Below are 15,824 nucleotides of genomic sequence, written 5' to 3'. Positions count from 1 at the left end.
CACACTCTATGTCCATGAAAAACAGTAACTTGCGAGAACCCTCTCTGAGCCCGGATGTTGCAATGCGCAACATCCGGCCCGGGCTGAACCGGCCCTGGCCCCGGATCCGAGAGGCATCGGGCAATGCGTGTTGCGATCTGCAACGGGCGGAGGGCTGATGCAACCGAGTCTGCAACAACGCATCCGCATCACCTGGGTGGTCACCCTGGTGGTGGTTGCCCTGGTGAGCCTGTTTGCCGCCGAGCGATTCAATCGCTTCGAGAACAAGCTCTACGAGGGTGACGTGATCGCCGACCTGCTGCGTGACAGCCTGGAAATGCGACGCCACGAAAAACGCTTTTACGTGGATGGCAAGCCCGAGGACCTGCAACTCGCGGCGGCATATGCCACGGCCTCCCTGGAGCGATTGGTCAGTGCATCCGCGATCATCGAGTCTCATGCCAGGGGCAATGAAGTGCAGGACTTCGAACAGGCCGTGAGGCGCTACATCGACGGGCTTGCACAGCTGGAATCCGGGGGCGGCACGAGCAGTCAGACCAACGCGGAAGCCGTGCGCCTGGCGGGCAGCGAGGTCTCATCCCTGGCCAAGATCTGGGTGCAGCGGGAACGGGACGCCCTGCATGCCAGCATGCGTGCAAGCCGCTGGCAGCTGGCGATGGTGTTGCTGCTGGCCGCCGGGCTTCTGCTGCTGACCTTCTGGTGGCTGGCCCGACAGGTGCTGTTGCCCCTCAATCGCATGGTCAACCGTTTGGCACCGATCACCACCGGGCGCTATACCCGGCTTCAACCGCGCAACGATGCCATCGAACTCCAGACCCTGGCCCAGGCGATCAATCACATGTTGGAGCACATCGAGCAGCGCGAGCGCAAGCGCGCGCACACCGAGCGCCTGCTGGCACTGGGTGTGCTGGTGTCCGGTGTGGCCCATGAACTCAACAATCCCCTGGGCAATATCGCCTCGTCCCTGGACCTCTACAACGAGCAGCTGCGTCGGCCCCCGGAACAGCGGGATGAACTCAGGATGCAGCGTTATCTGCGCCAGGCCCGGGAAGAGACTGACCGGGCACACCGCATCGTGCGCCTGCTTCTCAACCATGTCCGTGACCGTGCTGGGGAACGCCTGGATTGTGTCTTCACGGATCTGCGCAAGGTGATCGACGCCGCGCTGCAGTGGAGCCGGGCCCAGTGTCGTGACAGCGAGGTCCAGGTGACCTGCGCGGGGGAGCTGTTTGTGTGCGTGGCGCGGGAGCCTTTTCAGCAGGCGCTGGTCAACCTGCTGGTCAATGCCGACCAGTCGGCGGGTCCCGGGGCAAGGATCATCGTCCAGGCAGAGCACAGGCCCATGCCGGAATGGAACACGGATGAACGCTACAGCGTGGGGCCGTTGCTGCAGCAGGAACGTGTCAGCCCCGATGGCCGTCCCCGTTCGGCGATCGCCATCCAGGTGAGCGACAATGGCCCCGGGGTCCAGCCGGCGGACATGCCCCATCTGTTCGAACCCTTCTATCGCGCGGAGACCCGTCGGGACACGGAAGGCAGTGGCCTGGGTCTGTACCTGGTCGCCCAGATCATGGAGGTCCATGGAGGCGCGGTCAGCGTCGAGAACGGACACGACGGCGGCGCGATCTTCACCCTCTGGTTGCCGGAGAATGCCGATGGCTGATCTTCGCCTGCTGCTCGTGGATGACGAACAGATCGCGCTGGACAACCTGGCGGACGCCCTGGACGGTCAGGGCTTCCTGATCGAGACCGCGCCGGGCGGCGAGGCGGCCCAGGTGGCCATCAGGCGCAGCCAGTTCGACCTGGTGATCACGGATCTGCGCATGCCCGGCGTGGACGGGCTGGCGGTGCTTGCCAGCGCACTGGAGCACAATCCCGACACCCTGGTGATCCTGCTCACCGGGCATGCCACCGTGGACACCGCGGTGACCGCCCTGCGTGCCGGTGCCTATCATTATCTGACCAAACCCTATCGGCTCGAGGAACTGCGCGCGGCGGTCGCCGGTGCCAGGGAACGACTGCTGGCACGCAGGTCCACGCGCACCGAGCCGCCCGCGGTCTCGTCGGGCCCCATCGTCACCTGCAGCGAGATCATGCAGCGGGTACTTGCCACGGCGGCCTCCATCGCGCCCAGTGAGAGCAACGTGGTGATCCTGGGAGAGAGCGGCACCGGCAAGGAGCTGCTGGCCCGGGAGATTCACCGCCTCAGCCACCGGCATGACCAGCCCTTTCTCGCGGTGAACTGCGGGGCACTGAGCGAGGAACTGCTGGACAGTGCCCTGTTCGGTCACGAGGCGGGCGCCTTCACGGGCGCGGTCAAGGCGAGGCGCGGCTATTTCGAGACCGCCTCCGGCGGCACCCTGTTCCTGGATGAATTCGCCGAGATGAGTCCCGCCATGCAGGTCAAGCTGCTGCGGGTCATCGAGAATCGCGAAGTGCTGCCGGTGGGTGCCGAGCGTCCACGGCCGGTGGACGTGCGGCTGGTGGTGGCGACCAACCGCAGCCTGGAGCGGGAAGTGGCCGAAGGGCGGATGCGCAGGGACCTCTACTACCGGGTCAGCGTGGTGACCCTGGAACTGCCGCCGCTGCGCCGGCGCAAGGAGGACGTCCCCCTGCTTGCCCAGCACCTGCTGCGACGTCATTGCGAGTCTTCCGGGCGCAACGTTCAGGGATTCAGCGATGCGGCGCTCGAACTGCTCATGGCCTACGACTTTCCCGGCAACGTGCGCGAGCTGTCCAACATCATCGAACGGGCCGTGCTGCTCACCGAGGGCACATTGATCGAGGTGGGTAATCTGCCGGACAACCTGCGCAGGTTGCGTGTCACCATGCCCGCATCCGCTGCCATGGCCTCACTGGAGGACCAGGAGATCAGCGCCATCAAACGCGCACTGGCGGAAACCGGCGGTCATCGCGGCCGAGCGGCGGAACTGCTCGGCATCGACCGGGTGTCGCTGTGGCGCAAGATGAAACGCTACGGCATCGAGGCCTGAACCGGCACGGACGAACACCCCCGTTCAGCCTTGAACTTTGAATCTTGAACAGTCTTCACACCACGCCGAGATCCAGGTTCGCCCGGGCGATCTTCTGGATGGCGATGCGGTAGGCGGCGGTGCGGTAGTCGTACTTGCTGTTCTCGCGGGCCTCCTGGATCTCCTGGAAGGCGGTGCGCATGGTGTCGTCGAGGCCCGAACGCACCAGGTCGGTCTCGTGGGCGCCGCGCACCAGGGCCTCGTGCATCCATTCCGGCACCTGTTCGCCGGTCATCAGTTCCAGGGCCGAGACCATGTGCTGGCCGCGCACCTCGTCGAAGCGCCGTTGCAGGCGGCCGAGACGGATGTGCGACAGGTTCCTGATCCACTCGAAATAGGAGACCACCACGCCGCCGGCGTTCATGAACACATCGGGCAGGATCATGATGCCCCGCTTGCGCAGGATCTCGTCGGCCTCGTAGGTGACCGGGCCATTGGCGCCTTCGGCAATGAGCCTGGCCTGGATGCGCTCGGCGTTGCTGCTGGTGATCACGCCCTCCAGGGCGGCGGGCACCAGGATGTCGCATTCCTTCTCCAGCACCCGGGCCCCAGGCGGGACGAATTCCACGCCGGGGAAGCCTTCCACGCCGCCGGTCTTGTTCATGAACTGGCGTATCTCTTCGACGGGTAAGCCGGCATCGCTCACCAGGGCGCCGTCCTGTTCGATGATGCCGGTGATCAGTGCGCCGTCTTCCTCCTGCAGGGCCTTGGCCAGGTGGTAGCCCACGTTGCCGAGCCCCTGGACGATCACCCGCTTGCCCTCCAGGGAACCGGACAGGCCCGCTTCATTGAGCGCGGCAGGATGGCGGAAGAACTCCCGCAGGGCGTACTGGATCCCCCTGCCGGTGGCCTCCACGCGTCCGCGGATGCCGCCGAACTGGATGGGTTTCCCGGTGACACAGGCTGCGTGATTGAGATCCTCCGGGTAGAGGTTCTTATAGGTGTCCATGATCCAGGCCATCTCCCGCTGCCCGGTGCCCAGGTCCGGGGCGGGCACGTTGGTGGCGGGACTCAGGAAACCCTTGCGGGCCAGTTCGCGGGCGAAGCGGCGCGTGATCTGTTCCATCTCGTCCCGGTCGTACTGGCCGGGATCGATGCACAGACCACCCTTGGAGCCGCCGAAGGGCACGTCCACCAGGGCGCACTTGTAGGTCATCAGCGCGGCCAGGGCCTCGGTGGTCTCCTGGTCCAGGGTGGGGGAGTAGCGCAGGCCGCCCTTGGCGGGCAGCTTGTGGGTGCTGTGCACCGCCCGCCAGCCGGTGAACACCCGGATCTCGCCGCGGATGCGCAGGGGGAATGACACCTGCAGGATCGACTCGCAGGACTTGAGCGCGCGATCCGCGCCGGGGGGCAGTTCCAGGCCGTCCAGGGCGTGGTCGATCATCAGCGCCACGTTCTGCATGAAGTTGGGGGAGGGTGCGGTATCTCCGGCCATCTGGGGACCTCTTGCGTAGGCATTCAGTTACAATCTAGCAGACTTGAGCGCCTTGCCGCTCGCCCGGTTGCGCCCTGACACGTTCTCTACTTATGTCTGTTTCCCTGCCCTGCAGTTCCGATGCTTCCCCCGCGAATCCCTTGTCGCGACGCGTGAGCGTGGCGCCGATGATGGACTGGACCGATCGGCACTGCCGCTATTTCCTGCGCCTGATCAGCCGTCACACGCTGCTGTACACGGAGATGGTGACCACCGGGGCCCTGTTGCACGGTGACCGGGAACGCTTCCTGGCTTTTCATCCCGACGAGCATCCCCTGGCCCTGCAACTGGGCGGCAGCGAACCGGGGGAACTGGCGGCCTGCGCGCGCATGGCCGAGGACCATGGCTACGACGAGGTGAACCTCAACGTGGGCTGCCCTTCGGACCGGGTGCAATCCGGGCGTTTCGGTGCCTGCCTGATGGCGGAGCCGCAACTGGTCGCGGACTGCGTCGAGGCCATGCGCTCCGCCTGCGGTCTGCCGGTCACCGTGAAGACCCGCATCGGCATCGACGACCGGGACAGCTACCCGGAGCTCACCGCGTTCATCGATACCGTGCAGCGCAGTGGTTGCCGGACCTTCATCATTCACGCCCGCAAGGCCTGGCTGCAGGGCCTGAGCCCCAGGGAAAACCGCGAGGTGCCACCGCTTCGCCATGACTGGGTGTATCGACTCAAGCAGGACTTCCCGGCGCTTGAGATCATTCTCAACGGCGGCGTTAAGGACCTGGACACGGTGAGTGATGCGCTGCGCCAGGTGGATGGCGTCATGCTGGGCCGGGAGGCGTATCACAACCCCTACGTGCTGGCGCAGGTGGACGCGCGTTTCTACGGGGATGCCCATCCCGTTCCCAGCCGTCATCAGGTGGTGGAACGCTTCCTGCCCTACGTGGAGGCGCGGCTTGCGCAAGGCGTGCCCTTGCAGGCCATGACCCGCCACATCCTCGGGTTGTTCCAGGGTGTGCCCGGCGCCCGCGCCTGGCGCAGGACCATCAGCGAGAACGCACACCGCGCCGGTGCCGGTGTGGAGGTGATCCAGGCAGCGGCGCAGCGCGTGCCCGGCTGAGCCTGCCGCGACTCGCGATGGGCGCGCTGTCAGTCGAGGTAATTTCGCAAGGCTTCCAGCAGACGCTCACTGAGCGCATGAAGCTCGTCGAGCCGGGCGATGACCTGCGCGGCGTCGCCACGCTCATGCAGCTCGATCAGTTCCGCGGCAAGTGCATGTACCTGGCGATGCAGCAGGTCGATCTGCCCGAAGCCCGGTTGCAGCTGATCGCCGAGCTGGTCGAGCCAGGTTCCGAATCGGCACTGGTGCGGGCCCAGCGGCGGGAAGTCGCTGCTTCCGCTGCGTAGTGCCCTGTCCAGATCCTCTAGCCAGGCACGGTGTTCGACCCCGGCGTGGAGCAGCGGCATCAGCTCGCGGCTGATCCGCCGCAGGCGAGGCCAGTGGGGTTCGGGGCGCCAGCGCTTGACCCAGTCGTGCAACGCCTCGGCGGGCATGGGGCGCGCGATGCCATAGCCCTGGGCCAGTTCGCAGCCGATCCTGAGCAGCATGTCGCCGTGCTCCACGGTTTCCACGCCCTCGGCGATCACCTGTCGGTTGAAGGCGCCGGCCAGCCCCAGCACGCCGTCCAGGATGGCGAGGTCTTCCGGGTCCATGAGGATGTCCCGGATGAAGCTCTGGTCCACCTTCACCACGCCTGCGGGCAGGCGCTTGAGGTAGGTGAGCGACGAGTAGCCTGTGCCGAAATCATCCAGTGCGATGTTCACGCCGATGGCGCGGCATTGATCCAGCAATCGGGTCACAAGGGCCAGGTCGCCCAGCGCACTGGTTTCGAGTATTTCCAGTTCCAGGGAGCCCGGGGATATCTCAGGGAACCCATCCAGCAGTGTCCTGAGACGGCTGACGAAAGTGTCCTGGCGAAGCTGGCTGGCACCGATGTTGACGCTCACCGGAAGGACAAGCCCGGCAGTCTGCCAGGAGGCCATCTGCTGCAGCGCGCGGGTGATCACCCATTCCCCCAGTTCGATGGCCAGCGGGTGGTCTTCGATCACGGGCAGGAAGTCCCCTGGCGGCAGGAGACCCTTGTCCGGATGCTGCCAGCGGATGAGGGCCTCGGCGCCGATCACGGCCCCGCTGCGCATGTTGACCTTGGGCTGGTAGTGGAGGACGAACTCATCGTTTTCGAAGGCGCTGCGGATGCGCTCCAGGCTCTCGTGGTGGGTGCGCACACTGCGATCCAGCTCCGCGTCGAAGACGTGGTAGCGGCCCTTGCCGGCGAGCTTCGCCTGGTACATGGCCTGGTCGGCCTGGCGCAGTAACTGCTCGGCCTCGATCTGCTCCGCCTGGGGATAGAAGGTGACACCCAGGCTCGCGGAGATCCTCAGTTCCCTGCCTTCGATACTGACCGGGCGGGCCGCCGCGGCGAGCAGGCGGGTGAGCAGCGGCACGCAGGCCTCCACGTCCGCAAGATCCAGCAGCACGGCGACGAACTCGTCACCGCCCAGGCGGGACAGGGTATCCTCCTCACGCAGGACCTCGTGCATCTGTTGCGCTACCGCCATGAGCAGCTTGTCCCCCACGGCGTGGCCGTAGCGGTCGTTGATGGCCTTGAATCCATCCAGGTCCAGGTAGGCCACGGCCAGGTGGTGACCGCGGCGCACGGCCTGGGCCATGGCCTGGTGCAGGCGGTCGGCCAGCAGCACCCGGTTGGGCAGGTTGGTCAGGGCATCGAAATGGGCGATGTGCTCCAGTTGGCGTTCGTGTTCCTTGATGGCGGTGATGTCGGTGGAGATCCCCAGCAGACCGATCACCTCGTCCCGCTCCGTCTCGTCGTAGATGGGGGTCTTGATCTCCAGGTACACCCGCCGGTGACCGCCGGGATCGACGGCCTCGATCTCCTCGGAGGTCTGTTCACCCAGGAACACGTGCCGGTCGATCTCCCGCAGGCGATGGGCCGTGCTGTCCGAGAAGAAGCGAAAGTCATCGCTGCCGGGCAGATCGTGGTCGTTCGTGCCAAACAGCTCCAGCGTGGCGCGGTTGGCGTAGGTATAGCGGGACTGGGTGTCCTTCATGTAGATGAAGGAGGAGACGTAATCCAGGGCCTCGCGGAAGCGCTGGGTCTCGCTGTGTGCCTTGCGCAGCGCGGCCTCCGCCTCCTTGCGTTCGGTGATGTCGGTGATGAAGCCGTACCAGAGAGTCGAACCGTCCGGTTCGCGATGGGGCAGGGAATCGCCGTACAGCCAGCGAACCGTGCCGTCCGGGAATTTCACCCGGTATTCATGGCGCCAGGGCGTGAGATGGCGCGCCGAATGCTGGATCGACTCGACCACGGCATCGTAGTCGTCGGGGTGCAGGATGGCGAACACGGCCGAGGCATCTGTCTTCACCTCCTCGGGGCTGACACGGTAGATCTGGCGGATCGCTTCGCTGGCGTAGGGGAAGCAGGAGCGGCCGTCCGCCTGGAGCCTGAATTCATAGACCACGCCGGGGACCCGGCTGGTGATGGTCTGAAGTCGCGCGAGGATTTCCTCGCGGGCAGCCTCCAGGGCCTTTTGTCCGGAGATGTCCGTGTGGGTGCCGATCATGCGCAGCGGGCGCCCCTGCCCATCGCGACTGACCACCATGCCGCGATCCAGGATCCATTTCCAGCTGCCGTCCTTGCAGCGCATGCGGTGTTCGGAGACGTACTCGCCGCGATCTCCATTCAGGTAGCCCTTCAGTTCCGCCAGGGTGCTGTCCAGATCATCCGGATGCACCCGGCGTTGCCATTCATCCAGGCCCTGGCCGATCTCCTGGTCCTCGAAGCCGAGCATGGATTTCCAGCGTCGGGAGAAGTACACGGTGTTGTCTTCCAGGTTCCAGTCCCAGACACCGTCGCCGGCCCCCTCCAGGGCGAAGCGCCAGCGGTATTCACTGTCACTCAGCCGGGCCTCGCGGTCGCGGATGTCCACGGTGAGCTGGTCGGCGATGCGCAAGGCCCGGGCCTGGGTGTTGGCCATGCTCAGGAGCAGACTGAACAGCAGCCCGCTGAGCACCAGGCCGCCGGCGAGGGTGGCCCAGGCAGAGGTGTAGTCGATGCCACTGGACGGATCCAGATGGTCGAAATGCAGTGTCCATTGCCGATCATTGAAGTCGATAACGCGCTGGCGGAAGAACAGGCTCGGCCCGGTATCCAGCGCGGACTCGAAATTGCGGTATAGCAGGTTCTCCGGCCTCGCCTCGCCATCATAGATGCTCAGGCCGACGGCCTGGCCGTTGAGATGTTGGTGGTCATTGCCCAGGATGCCGCCCATCAGGTCATACATGCGGTAGGGGCTGTACGACCAGCCGATCAGCGCCTCGCGTCGCTCCTCGAGCGTGCCCCAGGCGGCGCCCTGACGATAGACCGGCACGTACATCAGGGTGCCGGGCTGGACGCCGGTGCCGGTCTCCTGGACCAGTTCCACTCTGCCGCTCAGGGCGGCCATGCCGGTGTCGCGGGCCTGGATCATCGCGGCACGCCGCACCGGCTCGGAGAACATGTCATAGCCGAAGGCGCGCAGGTTGCGACCCCTGAACGGTTCCAGGTAGACGATGGCGGAATAGAGCTCGCGCTCACCGGCCGGCCAGACCTGGTATTCGGGAAAACCCTCGGCCCGGATGCGGGTGATATGGTCTTCGAGCTCTTCGGGCCGGATCAGCAGGGAAAAGCCGATGCCCTGGATCCCCACCACGGTCTCCGAGGCACTGAGCTTGTCGGTGAAGGCGCGCCATTCATCCCGGGTGACCTCCTCGGAGGCATCAAACAGCGCAGCGCCACCTCGCAGCACCAGGGCATAGGCGCGCAGGCGTTCGTCGATCTTGACCGTGACCTGATCGGCAGCGAAGGAAAAATGATCGATGGCGTCTTCTTCGGCCAGATCCTTGGCCAGGGTGGCAAAGAAGAATGTGAGCAGTAAGCCTGCCGCCAGGGTCAGCCAGGCGTACAGGGGTTGTCGGATGACGCGCGAGTCGGGCATGGTCTCAGCCTGGTCCTTTGCCAAGGCCTGTCATCATGGGGCCGCCGCATGCCGGCCCGTGCAGGAGAGCCTGATGATCAAGGCGCCGGGATCTCAAGCAGGATCCCGGCTATACACAGGCTCATGAGCAGATCTTCCGCGCTGTCGATACCACTGGCAAGGCCCCAAAGGGCCTTGCCGTCATAGGCCGTTTCGGCGCACAGGTGGCGCACCAGCGGGCCTGCCGCTTCCGGCAGGAGGTGTTCCTGGCCGTTGACGAACAGGCGCAGGCCACCGTGGTCCGACATCCAGGCCAGGCGGGCGGCGCCGTGGCGTTCCAGGGAGACTCCATCCTGCAGCAGGCCGAGTGCCTCGTCCCGGGTGAGCGTCTCCGGCAGTTGCATGTGCTCCAGCAGTTCCGCCTTGGGTTCGGTGAGCACAGTGCCCAGCCAGCGGGCGAGTTCGGCGTCATCGACCGCCATGGCCCGGCGCAGGCCGGCGATCAGGCGGGCGAGGGCGGCTGCGCTGAGTTCACCCGGGTTGTCCTGGGGCTCCAGGCCTGGATCGGCGTAGCGATCCTGGGGCGCGAGTGCTTCGTAGCGCTGGTCCACCCAGGCGGCCATCAGGTCCCGCCAGGCCGGGGCCCGGAAACCCACGGACCAGGTCATGCACGGTCCCACGGCCACACCGTGATGGGGGATGCGCGGCGGCAGGTAGAGCATGTCGCCGGGCTCCAGGATCCACTCCTGGTCCGGCTGGAAATCCCGCAGGATGCGCAGTTCGACCCCGGGCAGGAAGTCATCGCCGCTCACCGCCTGACGGGCGATCTGCCAGCGGCGTCGGCCCTGGGCCTGGAGCAGGAACACGTCGTACTCGTCCACGTGGGGTCCCACGGAACCCTCCGGCGCGGCATAGCTCACCATCAGGTCGTCCATGCGCCAGTCGGGGATGAAGCGGAAGGGTTCCAGGTAGGCCCGCAGTTCCGGCAGGTGCTTCTCCATGTCCGAGACCAGCAGGGTCCAGTGGCTCTCGGGCAGGGTGGTGAAGTCGTCCTCGTCGAAGGGACCGGTGCGCAACGCCCAGGACCCGGTCTCGCCCCGCTCGCGCACCAGGCGACTGATCACCCCTTCCTCGCAGGCCAGCCCCGCCAGTTCCTCGGGTGAGAGGGGCGACTCGAACCCGGGGATCGCCTGACGCACCAGCAGCGGTTTCTGCTGCCAGTAGTCGCGCAGAAACGCCCGGGCGGTGAGCCCCCCCAGCAGCGTCAGCGGTTCGTCGGGGTTCATGGCCATGTACGTGAACGAGGTGGTGGATTGGTGGCTATGTAGTCAACGCAAAGAGCGCAAAGTCGCAGAGGGCGCAAAGGTTTCTTGAAATAAAGTTCTAAGATTTCTTTGCGTTCTCTGCGTCTTTGCGCTCTTTGCGATGAACAGCGATCACGATCAGATACCACGCGCCTGCTCGGCGGCGTTGCCGATGTAGGTGGCCGGGGTGAGTTCGCGCAGGCGGGCCTTCTCGGCCTCGGGGATGTCGAGACCGTCCACGAACGCGCGCAGGGCGGCGGCGTCCACCCGCTGGCCGCGGGTCAGTTCCTTGAGCTTTTCGTAGGGCTTTTCGATGCCGTAGCGGCGCATCACGGTCTGGATGGGCTCGGCGAGCACCTCCCAGTTGGCGTCGAGATCGGCGTTCAGTGCAGCGGCGTTCACCTCCAGCTTGCCGATGCCCTTGAGCGCCGCCTGGTAGGCGATGCTGGACCAGGCGAAGCCCATGCCGATGTTGCGCAGCACGGTGGAGTCGGTGAGGTCCCGCTGCCAGCGGGAGATGGGCAGCTTGCCGGCCAGGTGCTCGAACACGGCGTTGGCCAGTCCCAGGTTGCCCTCGGCGTTCTCGAAGTCGATGGGGTTGACCTTGTGGGGCATGGTGGAGGAACCCACCTCGCCGGCCACCACCTTCTGCTTGAAGTAACCGAGCGAGATGTAGCCCCAGACGTCCCGGCAGAAATCGATCAGGATGGTGTTGAAGCGCGACACGCCGTGGAACAGTTCGGCCATGTAGTCGTGGGGCTCGATCTGGATGGTGTAGGGATTCCATTCAAGCCCCAGACCGGTGACGAAGGCCTCGGCGAAGGCGGGCCAGTCCACGTCGGGATAGGCGGACAGGTGGGCGTTGTAGTTGCCCACGGCGCCGTTGATCTTGCCCAGCAGGGCCACGCCGGCCACCTGGTCCCGCTGACGCTTCAGGCGATGGGCCACATTGGCCATCTCCTTGCCGAGCGTGGTCGGAGAGGCGGGCTGGCCATGGGTGCGCGACAGCATGGGCTGGGCGGCGTGTTCGTGGGCCAGACGCTTCACGGCATCGATCACCTCGTCCATCTGGGGCAGCAGCACCTCGCTGCGCCCGTCGCGCAGCATCAGTGCGTAGGAGAGGTTGTTGATGTCCTCGGAGGTGCAGGCGAAGTGGATGAACTCGGAGACCGCCTCCAGTTCGTGATTGCCGGCGATCTTCTCCTTGAGGAAATACTCCACCGCTTTCACGTCGTGGTTGGTGGTGCGCTCGATGTTCTTGACCCGGTGCGCGTCCTCTTCGCTGAAGCCGGTGACGATCTCGTCCAGCAGGTTCAGGGCGTGGCCGCTCAGTGCCGGGACCTCGGCGATGCCTTCATGGGCGGCGAGCGCCTTGAGCCAGGCCACCTCCACCTGCACCCGGTAGCGGATCAGGCCGAATTCACTGAACACCGGGCGCAGGGCCTCGGTGCGGGTGCCGTAGCGGCCGTCCACGGGTGAGATGGCGGTGAGGGCTGACAGATCCATGCGGCGACTCCGGTTTCAAACGCGTGAAGGCGCTGGATTATACTACAGCCTACCTGTAGAGACGCCGTGACCCGGAGGCCCCCATGAGTGACCAGCAGACCCGAACCGAACGCGACAGCATGGGCACGGTGGAGGTCCCCGCGGATGCGCTCTACGGGGCCCAGACCCAGCGGGCAGTGGACAACTTCCCGGTCAGTGGTCTGCCCATGCCTCCCGGTTTCATTCATGCCCTGGGGCACATCAAGGGTGCCTGTGCCCGGGCCAACGCGGCCCTGGGCGGCCTGGACGCGGACGTGGCCAAGGCCATCGATGCCGCCGCCCGGGAGGTGGCCGAGGGCGGTCACGACCACCAGTTCCCGGTGGACGTATTCCAGACCGGTTCCGGCACCAGTTCCAACATGAACGTCAACGAGGTGATCGCCCGGCTGGCCAGCCAGCGCCTGGGCAAGCCCGTGCATCCCAATGACCACGTCAACCGGGGCCAGAGCTCCAATGACGTGGTGCCCACCGCCATCCACGTCTCTGCCCGCCTGGCCCTGGTCAATCACCTGCTGCCGTCCCTGGATCACCTGGCCCTGACCCTGGAGCGTCGCGCCAGCGAACTGCGCGACGTGGTCAAGACCGGCCGCACCCACCTGATGGATGCCATGCCCGTGACCCTGGGCCAGGAACTGGGCGGCTGGGCCCGGCAGGTGCGCAACGGCCTGGCGCGCCTGGAGCGCAGCGGCGAGGGCCTGCTGGAGCTGGCCCTGGGCGGCACCGCCGTGGGCACCGGCGTCAACGCCGAGCCCGGCTTTGCCAAACTGGTGGCGGAGGAACTGCAGCAGACCACCGGCGAGATCTTCCGCAGCAAGCCGGATTTCTTCGAGGGCCTGAGTGCCCAGGACACGGCGGTGGAGATGAGCGGCCAGCTGCGCACCGTCGCCGTGAGCCTGATGAAGATCGCCAACGACCTGCGCTGGATGAACTCCGGCCCCCTGGCGGGGCTCGGCGAGATCAGCCTGCCGTCCCTGCAGCCCGGCAGCAGCATCATGCCCGGCAAGGTGAATCCGGTGATCCCGGAGTCCGTGGCCATGGTCTGCGCCCAGGTGATGGGCAATGACGTGACCGTGACCGTGGCCGGCCAGTCCGGCAGCTTCCAGTTGAACGTGATGCTGCCGGTGATCGCGCTGAACCTCTTGCAGAGCACCGAGCTGCTGGCCAATGCGGCCCGCCTGCTGGCGGACCGGGCCATCGCCGGCTTCACGGTCAACGAGGAACGCATCCGCGAGGCCCTGGACCGCAACCCCATCCTGGTCACGGCACTCAACCCCATCATCGGCTACGAGAAGGGCGCGGCCATCGCCAAGAAGGCCTATGCCCAGGGCCGGCCGGTGCTGGACGTGGCGCTGGAGGAGACGGATCTTTCGGAAGAGGAACTGCGCCGGCTGCTGGATCCGGGTAAGCTCGTTTAGGAAGTCAGAAGTGTGAATTGGGAAGTGGGAAGTAAAATGCTCAAACTTCGCACTTCTCAAATCGCACTTCTCACTTCACATCCCATTTCCCAATTCACACTTCTTACTTGCCTTTAAGGTATTCCCTGAACCCTTCAAACGGCAGCGGCCTGCTGAAGAAGTAGCCCTGCACGATCTCGCATCCCAGTCGTTTGAGGAAGCCGAGCTGTTCCCGGGTCTCCACGCCTTCGGCCACCACCTCCAGTTCCAGGCTCTTGGCCAGGGCCACGATGGCGGTGACGATGGCCTCGTCGTCCCGGTCGCCGGGGATGTCGCGCACGAAGGACTTGTCGATCTTCAGGGTGTCGATGGGGAAGTGCTTGAGGTTGTTGAGCGATGAATAGCCGGTGCCGAAATCATCGATGGCCAGGCGCACACCCAGTGCGTTGAGCTGGCGCAGCATGCCCACGGCGATGTCGATGTCCTTCATGATGGTGCTTTCGGTCAGCTCCAGCTCGATGTAGGCGGGGGCGATACCCGCGGACCTGATGGTGTTGCGGCATTGCTCCACCAGGTCGGACTGGCGGAACTGGCGCGCCGAGAGGTTGATGGAGATGCGCGGGATCCGGTATCCGTCCCGGGTGAGTTGCCGGATGTCCTGACAGACCTTCTGCAGCACCCAGGCGCCCAGTCCTTCGATGATGCCGGTCTCCTCGGCGATGGCGATGAAGTTGGCCGGCGGCTGCAGGCCCTTCTCCGGGTGCCGCCAGCGCACCAGGGCCTCGGCGCCCACCACCTGCCCGGAGATCACGTCCACCTGGGGCTGGTAATGCACCTCGAACTCCTCCCGGGCCAGGGCCTTGACCAGCTGGTTTTCCAGGATCAGCTGGCGGTAGGTCTGGGAGTTGATGTCCTTGGTGTAGAACTGGAAGCTGTTGCGCCCGCGCTGCTTGGCGTCGTACATGGCCGCGTCGGCGTTCTTGATCAGGGTGTCGGCGTCGTCGCCGTCGTAGGGGAACACGCTGATGCCCACGCTGCAGGTGAGAAACACCTGGTGTCCCTCGATGTCGTGTTCCCGGCTGATCACCTCGATCAGGTGCTGCACGATGCGCACCACCAGGTCCAGTGAATCCACTTCGTCCAGGATGATGCCGAACTCGTCACCGCCGAGGCGGGAGAGGGTGATGCTGGAGGCCTCGATGCCGTAGCGTCGCGCCAGCTCGTTGCCCAGGAATACCTTGCGCAGGTCTTCGCCCAGCTGCTTGATCAGCAGGTCGCCGCTCTTGTGGCCTAGCGAATCGTTGACTCGCTTGAAGTTGTCCAGGTCCAGCAGGATCACCGCCAGGTGTGCATCGCGGCTGGCGCGCCGGCCGATGCTCTGCTCCAGTCGGTCCACGAACAGGATGCGGTTGGGCAGGTTGGTGAGCAGGTCGTGGCTGTACTGGTGCACCAGTTCCTTGGACTGGCGTTCGGTGATCTTCTTGAGCGTGCGCTGCTGCTGCTCCATGAGGGCGTACAGTGCCGCGCTCTCCAGGGCGTAGGCGGTATTGAACAGCACGATCGACAGCAGCTTGAGCGCCGACTCCGTGGTGCCCACCCTTTCCTCGCCCAGACGCCCGGCGAACATGCCGCGGATGCGGGTGCGGGTGGAGATCACGTGCAGGATGATGGTGGACTGGCGATCCCGGGAAGGCAGGCACACCGGGTGATTCTGGTTGATGGCCCAGGAGAACATGCCGTTGCGGATGAAGACCTCCACCTCGGCCTCGATGCTGGTCTTGTCCTCCTGGGACGGGGCATAGACCAGGTTGAAGCTGGATTCGTCGTCGACGATGTAATAACCGGTCTGCTGGAAATCCAGGATCCGGTCGATGCATTCGTGGGCGTTCTTGAGGATTGAGGCGGTGTCGCGGTTGCGCGCGCTGTCACCGAATATCGCGGTCATGGACGCAAGCACGTCCATGGCGTAGCTGTGCCACTGGGTGGTCTGTTCCAGGTATTCGACCCTGCGCTTGAGGAACTCCATTTCCGGCAGTGGGTGATTGCCGTTCTCGGCCATGTTGTATGGCATGCGTTCCGTCTGTGGCGGTCCGAGGA

At 65.4% G+C, this 15,824-nt stretch carries 9 protein-coding genes; 4 read left to right on the top strand and 5 right to left on the bottom strand.

From position 1 onward, the window contains the following. Positions 1 to 157 precede the first annotated feature (157 nt). Together TGR7_RS09290 and TGR7_RS09285 are read left to right on the top strand one after the other, a co-directional pair. Positions 158 to 1,663 carry a sensor histidine kinase gene (locus TGR7_RS09290; RefSeq protein ID WP_012638418.1) on the top strand — a complete coding sequence of 502 codons (1,506 nt, stop codon included), beginning with the start codon at positions 158 to 160 and terminating at the stop codon, positions 1,661 to 1,663. Continuing rightward, the gene (locus TGR7_RS09285; protein WP_012638417.1) at positions 1,656 to 2,993 is read left to right on the top strand and encodes a sigma-54-dependent transcriptional regulator; all 1,338 of its coding nucleotides are present in this window, start codon (positions 1,656 to 1,658) and stop codon (positions 2,991 to 2,993) included. Before TGR7_RS09290 ends, TGR7_RS09285 begins: the two co-directional genes overlap by 8 nt. 55 nt (positions 2,994 to 3,048) lie before the next feature. Here TGR7_RS09285 and TGR7_RS09280 read toward each other — a convergent pair whose 3' ends face one another. Continuing rightward, on the bottom strand, positions 3,049 to 4,467 hold the full coding sequence (locus TGR7_RS09280) for a Glu/Leu/Phe/Val family dehydrogenase (RefSeq protein ID WP_012638416.1): 1,419 nt from the start codon (positions 4,465 to 4,467) through the stop codon (positions 3,049 to 3,051). 92 nt (positions 4,468 to 4,559) lie between these two features. On the opposite strand from TGR7_RS09280, the gene dusA reads away from it, so the two are divergent. Continuing rightward, positions 4,560 to 5,570, top strand: a complete 1,011-nt coding sequence (gene dusA, locus TGR7_RS09275) for a tRNA dihydrouridine(20/20a) synthase DusA (protein ID WP_012638415.1) — start codon at positions 4,560 to 4,562, stop codon at positions 5,568 to 5,570. Positions 5,571 to 5,599: 29 nt separating this feature from the next. On the opposite strand, the gene TGR7_RS09270 is transcribed toward dusA, so the two are convergent. The 3 genes from TGR7_RS09270 to purB all read right to left on the bottom strand — a co-directional run bounded on the left by TGR7_RS09270 (position 5,600) and on the right by purB (position 12,294). Beyond that, positions 5,600 to 9,505 (bottom strand): EAL domain-containing protein, encoded by a 3,906-nt coding sequence (locus TGR7_RS09270; RefSeq protein ID WP_012638414.1) that lies wholly within the window; start codon positions 9,503 to 9,505, stop codon positions 5,600 to 5,602. Positions 9,506 to 9,582: 77 nt separating this feature from the next. After that, entirely contained in the window at positions 9,583 to 10,770 is a 1,188-nt protein-coding gene (locus tag TGR7_RS09265; RefSeq protein ID WP_081434277.1) for a cupin domain-containing protein, read from the bottom strand. A 156-nt stretch (positions 10,771 to 10,926) separates the two neighbouring features. Further along, on the bottom strand, positions 10,927 to 12,294 hold the full coding sequence (purB, locus tag TGR7_RS09260; protein ID WP_012638412.1) for an adenylosuccinate lyase: 1,368 nt from the start codon (positions 12,292 to 12,294) through the stop codon (positions 10,927 to 10,929). A gap of 83 nt (positions 12,295 to 12,377) precedes the next feature. On the opposite strand from purB, the gene TGR7_RS09255 reads away from it, so the two are divergent. Continuing rightward, a complete protein-coding gene (locus tag TGR7_RS09255; RefSeq protein WP_012638411.1) occupies positions 12,378 to 13,748 on the top strand; it encodes a class II fumarate hydratase in 1,371 nt (456 codons plus the stop codon). A gap of 103 nt (positions 13,749 to 13,851) precedes the next feature. Here TGR7_RS09255 and TGR7_RS09250 read toward each other — a convergent pair whose 3' ends face one another. Then, on the bottom strand, positions 13,852 to 15,798 hold the full coding sequence (locus TGR7_RS09250) for a putative bifunctional diguanylate cyclase/phosphodiesterase (protein WP_012638410.1): 1,947 nt from the start codon (positions 15,796 to 15,798) through the stop codon (positions 13,852 to 13,854). Positions 15,799 to 15,824 lie beyond the last annotated feature (26 nt).

The organism is Thioalkalivibrio sulfidiphilus HL-EbGr7, from assembly GCF_000021985.1.
Classification (GTDB): domain Bacteria; phylum Pseudomonadota; class Gammaproteobacteria; order Ectothiorhodospirales; family Ectothiorhodospiraceae; genus Thioalkalivibrio_A; species Thioalkalivibrio_A sulfidiphilus.
The sequence above is the reverse complement of the archived record's forward strand: the minus strand, read 5'-3'. Positions and strand labels throughout refer to the sequence as shown.

Excerpts from the sequence above, each read along its gene's own strand:
- TGR7_RS09290 (WP_012638418.1), top strand. The coding sequence starts at position 158 with ATGCAACCGAGTCTGCAACAACGCATCCGCATCACCTGGGTGGTCACC.
- TGR7_RS09285 (WP_012638417.1), top strand. The coding sequence starts at position 1,656 with ATGGCTGATCTTCGCCTGCTGCTCGTGGATGACGAACAGATCGCGCTG.
- TGR7_RS09280 (WP_012638416.1), bottom strand. The coding sequence starts at position 4,467 with ATGGCCGGAGATACCGCACCCTCCCCCAACTTCATGCAGAACGTGGCG.
- dusA (WP_012638415.1), top strand. The coding sequence starts at position 4,560 with ATGTCTGTTTCCCTGCCCTGCAGTTCCGATGCTTCCCCCGCGAATCCC.
- TGR7_RS09270 (WP_012638414.1), bottom strand. The coding sequence starts at position 9,505 with ATGCCCGACTCGCGCGTCATCCGACAACCCCTGTACGCCTGGCTGACC.
- TGR7_RS09265 (WP_081434277.1), bottom strand. The coding sequence starts at position 10,770 with ATGAACCCCGACGAACCGCTGACGCTGCTGGGGGGGCTCACCGCCCGG.
- purB (WP_012638412.1), bottom strand. The coding sequence starts at position 12,294 with ATGGATCTGTCAGCCCTCACCGCCATCTCACCCGTGGACGGCCGCTAC.
- TGR7_RS09255 (WP_012638411.1), top strand. The coding sequence starts at position 12,378 with ATGAGTGACCAGCAGACCCGAACCGAACGCGACAGCATGGGCACGGTG.
- TGR7_RS09250 (WP_012638410.1), bottom strand. The coding sequence starts at position 15,798 with ATGCCATACAACATGGCCGAGAACGGCAATCACCCACTGCCGGAAATG.